This window comes from Bosea sp. RAC05 (assembly GCF_001713455.1).
Taxonomy (GTDB): Bacteria; Pseudomonadota; Alphaproteobacteria; order Rhizobiales; family Beijerinckiaceae; genus Allobosea.
Genome location: NZ_CP016464.1, coordinates 2,388,225 through 2,401,248, shown reverse-complemented (window position 1 = coordinate 2,401,248; position 13,024 = coordinate 2,388,225). Strand labels below are relative to the sequence as shown.

Here is a 13,024-nt window from a genome sequence, read left to right as displayed (position 1 = left end):
CGTGATGCGGTCTCCATCCAGAAGGATCTGCCACGCGTGGCTCAGAACACTCGCTCCGAGACAGGCGGTCCTGACGCCCCTCCATTCGGCGTCCAGCCACGCGAATTCTGGCATTCCCCTGCGTCGCCCATCGTGAAGCGGAACCACTCATCTCGCTGGCCCGGTTTTTCGTTGGGACGGATCGTGTCCCCATGGTGATCGTGATCCAGTATCTGCGCGGGCTCGCGGCGGCGCTGGTGGTCTACACCCACCTCGATACGCAGATCTCGAGAATTTCCCCGGGAGCCGCGTTGCCCTGGGCCGAGATCGGCAACTGGGGCGTCGACATCTTTTTCGTGATCAGCGGCTTCATCATGTATGTCGCCGCGATCGATCTCGATGCGAGGCCGCTGAATTTCCTGATGCGGCGGGCGGTGCGGATCGTGCCGCTCTACTGGGCGATCACGGCGGTCATCGTCGCTGCGGCCTCTGTCGTGCCCAGCATGCTCGCCAGCACGAGCCTCGACGCGAACCATGTGCTCGCGTCGCTGCTGTTTCTCCCCTGGCCCAATCCAGCCTATCCCGGTCTCTGGCCGGTGCTGATCCCGGGCTGGACGCTCAATTACGAGATGTATTTCTACATCGCCGTGGCGATCGGCCTTCTGGCGCCGCGCCGGTTCCGCGTCCTGCTGACCTCGGCGATCGTGATCGGCGTCCTCGTCGCCGTCCAGGTCTCGCAGCCGACGACGGCCATCGCCTTCTACGGCAATGACATCGTCCTCGAGTTCCTGTTCGGGCTGCTGGCCGGCCATCTGTTCACGCATCGCCGGCCGCTGGGCGCGGCCATGGGCGGGTGTCTGATCGCCCTGTCGATCGGTTCGGTGCTGTGGATGGCCGATTCAGCCCTGCCCCGCTCCCTGGCATCCGGCCTTCCCGCGCTGCTGCTCGTACTGGGCAGCCTTCAGTTCGAGGCCCGCGCCCGGCAGTCGGTCTTCAAGCCCGGCCTCCACCTCGGCGACATGTCCTATTCGCTCTATCTGACCCATGTGATCGCGCTGCCCATGGTCACTGCCGTCTTCAGCCGGCTGGGGGCGCGATCCGGCTTCGATCTGTCGTGGGCCTATCCGGTCGTCGCCGCGCTCTTTGCCCTGCTCGTGGCCGCGATGGTCTATCGCGTGGTCGAGAAGCCGCTGACCCGTCAGTTCCGCAGCGTGACGGGCGAGTTTCGGGCGCGCGAAGCCGGCGCCTGAGGCCGGCGAGGAGCCCGGCCCGCCATGGTCCTGACGTTAGCGATAACCGAGGGCGGTGATGGAAACCCCTGCCCCCCTATGCGATCAAGCCGCGGGCGGAGGTCGCGAGTCGAGATGGACAGCAGCGAAGCGGGCATCGAACCCCTCACAGGCGGGCCAGTGACGATCATCGGCGGGCTGCCGATCACGACGCTCGACCGCAAGGCTTCGGCGCAGGGCCTGGTCGAGATCGCGCTGCGCGCGCGCGGCCAGGGGCAGCGGCCGTTCTACTCGACCTCGGCGAATGGACAGGTCATCGCTCTGGCGCGGCACGATCCGGCGTTCCGGGCGCTTCTCCTCGAGGCCGACCAGATCCATCCCGACGGCATGCCGATGGTTCGCCTGTCGTCGCTCGTGGCGCGCGTGCCCCTGCGCGAGCGCGTCGCGACGACGGATCTGATCCACGACGTCGCGAGGCTGGCGGAGCGGGCCGGCATCAGCTTCTACTTCCTGGGCGGCACCGCCGAGGTCAACGCCGCCGCCGTCGAGCGGATCCGGCAGGCCTATCCCGCTCTCGCCTTCGCCGGCGCCCGCTCGGGCTATTTCGCCCCGGACGAGGAGATCGCGATCGTCGACGAGATCGCCCGCCTGCGGCCGGACATTCTGTGGATCGGATTCGGCGTGCCGCTCGAACAGCGGTTCGTCGCCCGCCATATCGACCGCCTGCGCGGTGTCGGCGTCATCAAGACCTCGGGCGGCCTGTTCGACTTCCTCTCGGGCCGCAATTCGCGGGCGCCGCAGTGGATGCAGGCCGCGGGGCTGGAATGGGCCTACCGCACCATGCTGGAGCCGCGCCGTCTGCTCGGCCGCTATCTCCGGACCAACCTCGTGGCGCTCTGGCAGATCCTGAGACATTCGAAGTAGCGCCAGCCGGCCATCGCGCCGCTCACCGGGCTCTCGACGGCCTCAGGCATCTCGACGACGGATGATGACGTCTCCGGCGACCTGCCACAGCCTGTCGAGTTCGGTGGTCAGGTCGATGGACGACGGCGCGTCAGTGGTCGCGCTCAGGACGGCCTCCGCCAGACTGTCGGCATCGGCGTCGATGGCGACGAGGCGAATGAGGCCCGTCTCGATCAGCTTGAGGTAGAGGCCGTGGTGCTGCAGCGCATCGGCCGCGGCCGGCGCGTTGACGACGACGGCCTTGCCGAACAGGGCGGCGGCCAGCACGCTGGCGCGGCGCGAGGTCAGCCCCTCGGCGAAGACGTAGCAGAAGACATCGACCTGCTCGAACAGGGCAAACAGCTCGGCCTCGTCGCCGATATAGCCGGTCACCAGCACGCGGTCGCTCAGCCCGGCGGCCTGCACGCTCCCCCGGAAATCCGCCTCGACATCGTCGCTGCCCTTGATGAAGGAGCCGATGAAGACGGTGAACACGTCATGGCCGCGCGCGATCAGCCGCTCGGCGACCTGCAGCACCGCCTTGGACTGCTTCTTCGGGTAGATCGAGCCGAACTGCGCGAGGATGATGCGCCCCCTGGCGCGCTCCTCGTCGAGCCGCCGGCTCACCGCCGAGGCGCGCCGTTGCGGCGGCGCCCGGAGGTTGGGCGGAATCGGGATGACGTCGCGGTCGCCCGTCGCGACGCGCGACAGCGGGCTGTGGCCGAATTCGGTGGCGATCTCCGGCGCCGAGAAGACGATCCGGCTGGCCAGCGCCATGACCGGCGCCAGCACGAGCCTGCGCTTCCAGTCGAGCGCCGCCCATTCATGCAGGACGACCAGCACCTCCCTGCGGCGCAGCCGGGCGGCCAGCGCCGTCAGCGCCGGCCAGACGAGCTTCCTCTTCCAGGCAACGACGGGGAAGTTCAGGATGATGCCGTCCACCGCGCGCAGCCGCGCCAGGAACCGGCCAAAGCCCTCGCCGAGGACCCAGGTCTCCGCGGGTCCGGGCAGGCGCTGCGCCAGTTGCCGCGCGAACTCCTCGACCCCGCAGGTCTCCGTCGCCGCCGAGCGGAGGATGAGATAACGCTTCGACATGCTCGGAAGGGCCGTCCGGTCCGGGAAGGGTGCAACGTCAAATTAGGATTGTCGCGTTAACGGATCGCCCTGTGGCGGCGTCGCGACGCGCGCGGGGCGAGGATTTCGCCGGCAAGGGACGGCAGATGATCGGTGAGCTTTCCGTCGTGACGCCCAGCTATCACGGCGATCTCGAGCGGTGCAGGCTGCTCTGCGACACGATGGACCGTTTCTGCACGGGCCATGCCCGGCACTTCATCGTGGTGGACGACGCAGATTACGGGCTGTTTGCGCCGCTGGCCGGGCCGAAGCGCGAGGTGATCGCGACCTCGGCGCTGCTCCCGCGCTTCTGGACGGCCGGGCGCTGGCGGGGGCGGCGCTATCTCTGGCGCCCCGGGCTCGGATTGCCGATCTATGGCTGGCATCTCCAGCAGCTGCGGAAATTCGCGGTGACGCTGTCCCAGCCGGCCGAGCGGGTGATCTGCATCGACTCCGACATCTGCTTCTGCCGCCCGGCGGACCTGTCGGGCCTCGCCACGGCCGCCCGCGTCCCGCTCTTCACCCGCCGGCGCGCGATCACTCCCGAGTTGCCCCGTCATGTGCTCTGGCGGGAGAACGCCCACAGGGCGCTGGGTCTCGTCACCCCGCCCCTGCCGGGCGACGACTATATCGGGCCGATGATCACCTGGGACCGCACGACGGTTCGCGCCATGGCGGACCGGATCGAGGCGGTGAATGGCCGGCCCTGGTGGCAGGTCCTGGCCCGCCAGCGCCACTTCTCGGAATATCTGACCTATGGCGCCGCGGTCTCGAACGATCCGGTCCTCGAAGAGCGGCATGAGCGGGTCGAAACCTCGCCCTGCCTGACCTACTGGTCCGGCCCCGCGCTGGACGAGCGGGGCGTCAGCGCGCTGATCGGGCAGATGCGGCCCGACCAGTTCGGCCTGACCATCCAGTCCCATACCCAGACATCCGTGGCGACGATCCGGGCGGCGCTGCTGCGCGGTTGAGCGGGGCTCGCTAGGTGGACGAACGGTAGGGCTTCGGCAGCAGGCCGAGGCTCGCGACGACCCGTCCGACCGGCATCAGCAGCGGATGGCTCGCCAGCAGCGGCGAGCCGGTGCGCAGCAGCACACTGACGCCGCGCAGCACGCCGAGCCCGAGGCTGGCGGCGTTCTTCGCCAGCGCGATCGCCAGCGGCCGGTGCAGCCGGTCGATCATGTAGTTGATGCTGCCGGTGCGCAGCGAGCGCTTCATCAGGAACGAGGCGGTCGTCCGGCCGCTCGCGACGAACTCATGCGCCACCGCTTCCGCACTCCACCAAGTCTCGAACCCGGCGAGCCGGCAGCGGGTGAAGAACTCCATGTCGCCGCCGCCGAGGAAATTGAAGCGGACGTCGAAGGGAGGCGCCGGCAGCCTCTCGAAGACGCGCCGCTGGATCAGGCAATTCCCCGAGCCGTGAAGCTGGTCGATCCGGCGGGTCTCGCCGTCGATGGAGACAAAGAGCGGGTGCCGCATCACGGTGGCGTCGGGCTCGACCTCGAACTGGCGGATGACGGGCCCGCCGACGAGATCCGCGCCGCGCTCGCGAGCGAGGCCGACCATCGCCTGCAGCCAGCCCGGCAGCGCGATCTCATCGTCGTCGATCATCAAGAGGTAGGGCGCATCGGGATAGGTCGCGAGCGCGACCTCGAAGGCCCGGTTGATCGCGTGGCAGTTGCCCTGCCGGTGCTCCACAACGACCGTATGGGGCAGCGCGGTCGCGCCGAGGACCTCGCTCGCCAGCGCCGCCCCGACCGGGTTAGCGCCGTCATTGTCGACGACCACGACCGCATAGCCGACATCGCCCTGCTGGGCCGCAACCGAGGCCAGCGTGCGCCGCAGCCAGTCCGGGCGACGAAAGGTCGGGATGCAGATGACGGCTTCGACGGGCATGGGGCGCTGCTGACGATCGATCATGAGAACACGCTCAGGCCGCCTTGCCATCCGGGTCGAGTTGCGAACCGGGAGCGGACCTCGTCCGTGCATAGGCCGACGGCTTCAAATTTCCGTAAGCGAGCATGCGCAGCCCGAAAACGGAGATCAGCATGGTGAACCAGACCGGACCGCGATTGTCGAAAAACGGGCTCTCGAGGCAGGACAGGAACAGCATGAAGAGCCAGCAGCGCATGAACAGCCGCGCGAGATCGGGATGCTGCGCGCGCTTGAACGCCAGTCCGACATGGTGACAGGGCAGGACGACGAGCCAGATGATCATCATGACCAGCAGCGGAAAGCCGCCATTGATCACCTGGTCGAGATAGCCGTTATGGGCATTGGCCGCCGTCACCGCCCAGCTGGTGTCGGCCTCCTCGCCATAGACGAGCGAGTCCATCTGCCAGAAGCTCTGGAATCCGTGCCCGAGCAGCGGCCGCTCCGCGATGGCGCCGAGCGCCAGGCGCCAGACCGAGGCCCTGTCCGTGAAGGTCGGGTCGATCCCCCAGGAGACGAGCAGGTCCTGCGTCTCGCGCGAGACCGCGGCCGACAGCAGCAGGTAGTTCATCGCCGCCAGGCAGGCGAGCAGGAACACGACCCGCAGCGGCCCGATCCGTTCGAACAGCCAGGCCACGGCGAGGATCGCCGGCAGCATGGCGGCGGAGGTCTTGCCGCCCGCATTCAGCAGGAACACCCCGGCGCAGGCGACGATCAGCGCCCCCTGCCAGAACGCCCTCATCCGCATGAAGAACAGACCGAAGAAGACCGCAAACACCATCGCGGCGGCGGCGACGTTCTTGTGGCCGAAATGCCCGCGCCAGGCGCCTGCGAGCTGATGCTCGAGCGCGTCGGAGCCCTGGTGGATGGCGCGCTGGGGCAAGGCGAAGACCCCGAGGAAGGCCAGCAGCACCGCCGTGAGCACGCAGATGCCGAGCAGCTTGCCGAACTGGTCGCTGTCGCGGGGCAGCAGCAGGACGCTGCTGGCGCACAGGCACACCAGCATCGCATAGACGATCCGCCGGAACGCGGTCGCGGGCACGTCTGAAAACAGGGCGGTGAACAACAGCCAGCAGAAGATCACCGCGAGGGGGCCGAAGGAGCGCAGGACCAGCCCGCGGGCCGGGTGGTTCGCCAGCGCCAGGAAGACCAGACCCGCCAGCCCCACGACCATGATCTGGTTCATCACGTTCGAGGACGTGCCATAGGCCGTCAGCAGGCCCGAGGCGTTGGGGTCGGGAAAGGGCGCGAGCCCGATCCAGAAGAAGCAGAAGACAACGACGAGCAGCAGCGACGAGGCGCCGCCCGGGACAGCCCCGCTTCGTGACGCGATGCGGGTCTCCGTCATCCGCGCGGACCTGCCGCTGTCAGCGCTGCCGGCGCGCGCCGGGAACGAGACGCGCGGGCCCCGACGACGCAGGGCGCGACGCGATCCGATCGCTCGTTGACAGCCTGTCTGCGGCCCATCGATCCCTGCCGGCGCTTTCGTCTGGCGCCGCTGTCAGGGGGAAACGGCAACGGACGCAACCGGGCTCATCAGACGCCGATGACGTTAAGTATGCCATAACGCGAAGCCGGACCCGGCCGCTTTCGCGCCGATTTCTGTGGTATTCCGGCGGCCGGGTTGCGGCGGGCCGTACCGGTTCGTTCCCCGAGGGAGGCCGCGATGCGCAGGAGGCAGTTCGTCCTGGGAGGCCTGAGCGCCGGGCTGGGCGCAGGCGCGCTGCCGGCCCTGGCCCGGGCGCCGGCCAAGACGACGGCCCGGGCGGCGATCCCCTTCGGCGCCGCGATGCGTGTCGACCTGCTGCGCGACGATCCCGATTACCGCCGCGCCGTGCTCGAGCACTGCCAGGTGCTCGTCGGCGAGGGAGGCCTGAAATGGATCGATCTGCGTCCCGCGGCGGATCGCTTCGTGTTCGACCATCCCGATCGGCTGCTCGCCTTCGCCGACGCCCATGGCATGCAGATGCGCGGCCACACCCTTGCCTGGTATGCCGGTATGCCGAAATGGACCGAGGCGATCACCACCAAGCAGGCGGCGGAGCGGGCGCTCTACGAGCACATCGACACCGTCGTCGGGCGCTACAAGGGGCGGATCCCGAGCTGGGACGTCGTCAACGAGGCGATCAGCGACAATCCCGCCATCGACAAGCCGATGCGGCCCTCGCTCTGGCAGGATCTGCTGGGCACGCAGCATATCGACATGGCGTTCCGCCGGACGGCGGCCGTCGACCCCAAGGCCCAGCTCGTGCTGAACGATTTCGGCTTCGAGAACCCGACCGGGCAGTGCCGGGCGAAGCGGACGGCTTTCCTGCGGCTGGTCAAGGAGTTGAAGGACCGGGGTACGCCGCTGCACGCCATCGGCCTGCAGGGCCATCTGCCCGGCGAGAAGGAGATCGACCGCGAGGGTCTCTCGCGCTTCGTCTCCGAACTGCACGGCATGGGCCTGGCGATCCTGGTGACGGAGCTCGACGTCATCGACGACAAGCTGCCGCCCGACCCCGCCATCCGCGACGAGATCGTGGCGTCGCGCGCCCAGGCCTTCCTGCAGGCGATCGGCGATGTCGTCCGCCCCGAGGTGGTGCTGACATGGGGCATCAGCGACAAATTCACCTGGGTGCCGATCTGGTTCAGCCGCAAGGATGGCCTCCCCAACCGCCCCCTGCCCCTCGACGCCAACTACCAGCCGAAGCCGCTGATGCGCGTGATCAAGGCCTTCACCGGCGCCAAGGCCTGACGACGGGCCGCCGCGTGCTGCGGCGCCGGGATCCGCGCTATCGCGGCTTCGGATAGAGATCCCAGCAGGGCGCCAGCGCGACGACCGGTCGGCCGGCCAGCGCGGCGGCATAGTGCCGGGCGATCGCGGCGCGCCCCGGCGTGACCGGGCATTTGGGCGCGAGGATCGCGTCCGTCTGGGCCAGCGCGGCCAGGACCTCGGGCGTGGGCGGCGGCAGGTTGCGCCCGGGCGTGATCCCGATCGGCACGAGCCGCGGGGCGCGGCGGTCGAGCAGCGCGTTGAACGGATCGACGAAGTCGAGCGTGAAGACGCCGTTCAGCTGGCGCCCTTCGCGCGTCTCCCAGTCGCGCAGAGCCAGGAGTCCCTGCCGGACCTCGAGCAGCCAGGTCGCCTGGCTGTCGATCTCGGCGTGGAAGAGCGCCGACGGCTCGAGACCCGCCTCGGCCAGGGCCCGGTAGGTTCCGGCCTGGGCCGGATAGAGCGCGAGCATGAAGCCGGCGCGCTCCGCCAGCCCGCGCTTCAGGCTGACGCGGCCGAGCGGCCCGAGTTCCGGCGCCGGCAGCGCAACGACATCCCCCCGCGCCCCGGCGAGCGCGCGCGCGCCGCGCTCGATGCCGAGCAGCAGGCTGGGCAGGGCCACCGCGAGCGTCAGGACCAGGACCGCCGGCCTCCATCCGCCGGACCGCGAGCGCTCCTGCCGCAGCACGAGCAGGAGCACCGGCCAGAGCGCGATGAATTCCAGCGACCCGGTGTTCTGGGTTTCGAACAGGGCCAGCGCGAAGAGCGTGACCGCCAGCCAGCCGGCCGGCCCCGCGACCAGGCCCCGCGCCCTCTGGAGAAGAGACCCCGGCTCGCGCCAGCCGGTCCAGACGAGCAGCGCCAGCAGGGCGGTGGCCGGCAGCACGACGCCGAACTTGGCGGACGCGACCGTCAGCAGCCGCGGCAGCAGCGTCTCGCTGTTGAGTCGCAGCAGGGTCAGGATATCGGCCAGATAGGCCCTGATCAGCCCCGTCGCGAGATCGATGAGCGCCAGCGCGAGGAGACAGGCCAGCGCGGCGAAGACGGCATCCGCGAACCGCAGGCGGCCGGCGAGCCAGGCGTATCCGACCAGGATCGCGCCGGCGACCGCGCCCGTCACCTTGGTCAGCACCAGCGCCAGCATGAAGGCCGCGACCAGCGCCGTCTTCGTCCGCGAGGACGGCCAGAACAGCAGCGCGGCGACGAGCCAGTAGAGCAGCAGCGCGGCGTGGCGGTTGTAGGTCCCGAAGCCGTCGAGCCCGGGCGCGGGATAGAACACGGCGAGGTTGATCGGCAGGGCTGCGAAGACCAGGAACGGGACGACCAGTGCGAGCGCGAGCCCCTTCATGTCGCGCTGCAGCAGCACGGCCAGCGCCAGCGGCAGGACGAGCGGCAGGATCGCCCAGTTCACCAGCAGCATCGGCTGCGCCAGCGGGAAGGCGCTGTGCAGCCAGGCGCCGAGATAATAGCCCGCCGGCCCGACCGGGGCGAAGAAGTCGACGGCCGGCATCTGGCCGATGTGGATGCGCTGGAAGGCGTCGAGATAGACGGCGGCATCCCAGTAGAAGGCGCCGAGCGGCAGCCGCAGCGGCAGCGACAGGGCCAGCACCGCAGCGGCGGCGAACAGCGCGAGCAGGGCCAGCGCCAGGAGCCAGCCCGCCGCGCCGCTTGCGCCTCGTCCCTGCGCTCCGGGCGCACTCGGCTGGGTCGTCATGTCGCTGAGCCGGTCCGGGTTGTTCCGTGCGGAAAGGGCACGGATCGACCCGTTCCGTGCGGTCGATCGTCGCCCTGCCCCGGTGTTGTCATGGCATCGCGCCGGCTGTCAACGCGGCGTCGGGCGAGCCAGAGCCCCGTGGCGTCTGGACAAGCAGCTCATAGGTTTTGTGGCGTGGCGGCACCCGGAAATGGGTGGCGCGACCTACGGGAGTCGAACCCGTCTCCCCAGCGTGAAAGGCTGGTGTCCTAACCGATAGACGAAGGTCGCGGGCTTCCGAACCGCGGGCGGTCCGTGTCGAAGCGGGGCGAGGTATAGTGGCAGGCTTGCGGCTCCGCAAGCGCCGGCTTCCGGTTTTTGCACCCCGCGCCTGCGACACAGGGCCGTCCATGTCGGCCGCGGCGCCGCAGCCTGCCGGCGCCTCAGACCGGGCGCGCCAGATCGAGGACGCGCAGTTCCGCCTTCTCGTTGCCGCCCCAGCGGTTTAGGGTCAGGGTCGCGGCGAGATGGACGCTCTCGCCCCGCGCGGCCAGCAGCGCGCGCCCGAGCGGCTCCTGGGCGCAGCGGAAGGCGACCCCGCCCACGCTCGCACCGTCGCCGCCCTTCAGCTTGACGCGGACATGGCCGCCGCTGCCGATCTCGACCGCATCAGTCAGGCGATGCGCGGGAAAGACGAAGACCGGCTCCGGGCTGCCCTGGCCGAAGGGGCCGGCCCTGTCGATTTCGGCCAGCAGCCGCGGCGTCGCCCCGCCGGCGCTCAGCGCGGCGTCGACGAGGAGGGCTTCCGATTCGCCGGCCGCCGCGACCTCGCTTGCGAGCCGCTGCGCCAGGAAGGCGTGGAAGGTCGCGTCCTGCCCCGGCGCGAGCGTGACGCCGGCCGCCATGGCATGGCCGCCGCCCTTGACCGCCAGCCCGGCCTCGACGGCGGCACGCACCGCGCGTCCGAGATCGACACCGGCGACCGAGCGGCCCGACCCGGTCGCGCCGCCCTCCCCGTTCAGGGCGAGCGCGAAGGCGGGCCTGCGGAAGCGCTCCTTCAGCCGCGCCGCGACCAGGCCGACGATGCCGGGATGCCAGTCCGGCGAACTCGCCAGCAGCACGGCCAGGGCGGGATCGCGCATCAGCGCATGGTCGGCCTGCGAGATCGCCTCGATCACGGCCTGGCGCTCGATCTCCTGGCGCTCCTGGTTCAGGCGGTTGAGTTCGGCGGCGATCGCGCGGGCCTCGATCTCGTCAGCCGTCAGCAGGAGGCGGGCGCCGAGGCCCGCATCGCCGATACGGCCGCCGGCATTGATGCGCGGGCCGAGCAGGAAGCCGAGATGCCAGGGCTGGACCGGCCCGTCGAGCCCCGCGACATCCATCAGCGCCGCCAGCCCCGGCCGTGCGCGTCCGCGCAGGATGGCAAGCCCCTGGCGCACGAAGGCGCGGTTGAGCCCCTGCAGCGGCACCACGTCCGCGACCGTCGCCAGCGCGACGAGGTCGAGCGCGGCGAGCAGGTCGGGCTCGCCGCCGCGCGAGCCCCAGGCACCGCGGCGGCGCAGTTCGGCGCGGGTCGCGACCAGCGCCAGAAAGACGACACCGGCCGCGCAGAGATGGCCCAGCCCCGAGAGATCGTCCTGCCGGTTGGGATTGACCAGCGCCTCGACCTCCGGGAGCCGCTCCGGCGCCTGGTGATGGTCGAGCACGACGACATCGAGGCCAAGCCGCCTGGCCTCGGCCAGCGGCTCGTGGCTGGTGGTCCCGCAATCGACCGTGACCAGCAGCGTCGCGCCCTCGGCGGCGAGCTGCCGGATCGCCTCGCTGTTGGGCCCGTAGCCTTCGATCAGGCGGTCGGGGATATGGATGCGCGGGTGGGCGCCGGCTTGCGTCAGGAAGTCCGCCAGCAGGGCCGCCGAGCAGGCGCCGTCGACGTCATAATCGCCGAAGATCGCGACACGCTCGCCGCTTTCGACCGCGCGCGCGAGCCGTGCGGCGGCGGGGCCCATGTCGATCAGCGTGCCGGGATCGGGCAGCAGGTCGCGCAGCCTCGGCTCGAGGAAGGATTGCGCCTCGTTGGGCTCGACACCGCGACCGGCCAGGAGCCGCGCCAGGATGTCGGGAAGGCCCTCGCGCTGAGTCAGCGCCTCGGCGCGGCCGAGGCCGGCGGCGTCGAGCCGGTCTCGCCAGGGCCGGCCCAGGGCGGAGCGGGTGACGCCGAGAAAGGCACGCGGAGGGTTGAGACTCATGGGCAGAGGGCGTCGCGCAGGCGAGCCCTTTCGTCAACCGTGAGCCCGCGGCCCGCCATGGTTTCCAACGCGGAACGGCCGGGCGAGCCCGGCCGTCGTGGTCAGGTTGGTCGCCGCCCTCGGCTCAGTCGAGCTTGAACTTGCCGAAGTCGCGATGCTCGCCATGGATGCGACGGACCGTGCCGGTGATCGAGCGGTAGACGATCGTTTCCGTCTCGATCACGTCCTTGCCGAACTTCACGCCCTTCAGCATGCCGCCATTGGTGACGCCGGTGGCGCAGACGATGGTGTCGCCCGAGGCCATCTCTTCCATGCTGTACTTCTTGTTGGGGTCGGTGATGCCCATGGTCAGGGCGCGCGCCCGCTTCTCCTCGGTGTCGAGGATCAGGCGGCCCTGCATCTGGCCGCCGACGCAGCGCAGCGCCGCCGCGGCCAGCACGCCCTCGGGCGCGCCGCCGATGCCGAGATAGAGGTCAATGCCGGTCTTGTGCGGCTCGGTGCAGTAGATCACGCCGGCGACGTCACCATCGGTGATCAGGCGAATCGAGCAGCCGGTCTTGCGGACCTCCTCGATCAGCTTGGCATGGCGCGGGCGGTCCATGATCAGCGTCGAGATCTCGCTCGGCTTGACGCCCTTGGCCTTGGCCAGCGCATGGATGTTGTCGGTCGGCGAGGCGTCGAGATCGACGATGCCGCGGGCATAGCCCGGGCCAATCGCGATCTTGTCCATGTAGACGTCGGGTGCGTTGAGCAGCTTGCCGGCTTCCGCCATCGCCATCACGGCGATCGAGTCGGGCATGTCCTTGGCGCAGAGCGTGGTGCCCTCGAGCGGATCGACGGCGATATGGACCTTCGGCCCCTGCCGGGTGCCGACCCGCTCGCCGATGAACAGCATCGGCGCCTCGTCGCGCTCGCCCTCGCCGATGACGATCTCGCCATCGATCGGCAGGCGGTTGAGCTCGCGCCGCATCGCGTCGACCGCCGCCTGATCCGCCGCCTTCTCGTTGCCATGGCCGCGCAGCCGCGCCGCCGATACCGCCGCGCGCTCGGTGACGCGCACCAGCTCCATCGAGAGATAGCGCTCGATGATCTGGGAGGAGGAAATGCGGAGATCGTCGGACATGAGCGGTTCCCT

General features: G+C 70.0%; 10 protein-coding genes and 1 tRNA gene. 4 read left to right on the top strand and 7 right to left on the bottom strand.

The window, feature by feature from the left end:
* Positions 1-191 precede the first annotated feature (191 nt).
* Positions 192-1,229: an acyltransferase family protein gene (locus BSY19_RS14850; protein WP_069054835.1), complete on the top strand. Its 1,038-nt coding sequence runs from the start codon at positions 192-194 to the stop codon at positions 1,227-1,229.
* Positions 1,230-1,343: 114 nt separating this feature from the next.
* Positions 1,344-2,132 (top strand): WecB/TagA/CpsF family glycosyltransferase, encoded by a 789-nt coding sequence (locus BSY19_RS14845; RefSeq protein WP_069054834.1) that lies wholly within the window; start codon positions 1,344-1,346, stop codon positions 2,130-2,132.
* 42 nt (positions 2,133-2,174) lie between these two features.
* Here the strand turns inward: BSY19_RS14845 and BSY19_RS14840 are convergent, their stop codons facing one another.
* A complete protein-coding gene (locus BSY19_RS14840) occupies positions 2,175-3,245 on the bottom strand; it encodes a glycosyltransferase (protein ID WP_069054833.1) in 1,071 nt (356 codons plus the stop codon).
* A gap of 125 nt (positions 3,246-3,370) precedes the next feature.
* On the opposite strand from BSY19_RS14840, the gene BSY19_RS14835 reads away from it, so the two are divergent.
* Complete coding sequence (locus BSY19_RS14835) at positions 3,371-4,234, top strand: DUF6492 family protein (RefSeq protein ID WP_069057127.1); 864 nt, start codon at positions 3,371-3,373, stop codon at positions 4,232-4,234.
* Between the two features lie 10 nt (positions 4,235-4,244).
* On the opposite strand, the gene BSY19_RS14830 is transcribed toward BSY19_RS14835, so the two are convergent.
* Both BSY19_RS14830 and BSY19_RS14825 read right to left on the bottom strand, forming a co-directional pair.
* On the bottom strand, positions 4,245-5,159 hold the full coding sequence (locus BSY19_RS14830) for a glycosyltransferase family 2 protein (protein ID WP_069057126.1): 915 nt from the start codon (positions 5,157-5,159) through the stop codon (positions 4,245-4,247).
* Positions 5,160-5,193: 34 nt separating this feature from the next.
* Positions 5,194-6,543, bottom strand: a complete 1,350-nt coding sequence (locus tag BSY19_RS14825; protein ID WP_069054832.1) for an O-antigen ligase family protein — start codon at positions 6,541-6,543, stop codon at positions 5,194-5,196.
* A gap of 318 nt (positions 6,544-6,861) precedes the next feature.
* Here BSY19_RS14825 and BSY19_RS14820 point away from each other — a divergent pair, with 318 nt between their 5' ends.
* Positions 6,862-7,932, top strand: a complete 1,071-nt coding sequence (locus BSY19_RS14820; protein WP_069054831.1) for an endo-1,4-beta-xylanase — start codon at positions 6,862-6,864, stop codon at positions 7,930-7,932.
* 37 nt (positions 7,933-7,969) lie between these two features.
* On the opposite strand, the gene BSY19_RS27970 is transcribed toward BSY19_RS14820, so the two are convergent.
* The 4 genes from BSY19_RS27970 to glpX form a co-directional block, all read right to left on the bottom strand.
* Positions 7,970-9,664: a hypothetical protein gene (locus tag BSY19_RS27970; RefSeq protein WP_069054830.1), complete on the bottom strand. Its 1,695-nt coding sequence runs from the start codon at positions 9,662-9,664 to the stop codon at positions 7,970-7,972.
* Between the two features lie 195 nt (positions 9,665-9,859).
* Positions 9,860-9,934, bottom strand: a tRNA-Glu gene (locus BSY19_RS14810).
* Between the two features lie 152 nt (positions 9,935-10,086).
* Positions 10,087-11,889: a single-stranded-DNA-specific exonuclease RecJ gene (gene recJ / locus BSY19_RS14805; RefSeq protein ID WP_069054829.1), complete on the bottom strand. Its 1,803-nt coding sequence runs from the start codon at positions 11,887-11,889 to the stop codon at positions 10,087-10,089.
* 124 nt (positions 11,890-12,013) lie between these two features.
* Positions 12,014-13,012 carry a class II fructose-bisphosphatase gene (gene glpX, locus BSY19_RS14800; RefSeq protein WP_069054828.1) on the bottom strand — a complete coding sequence of 333 codons (999 nt, stop codon included), beginning with the start codon at positions 13,010-13,012 and terminating at the stop codon, positions 12,014-12,016.
* Between the last annotated feature and the right edge of the window lie 12 nt (positions 13,013-13,024).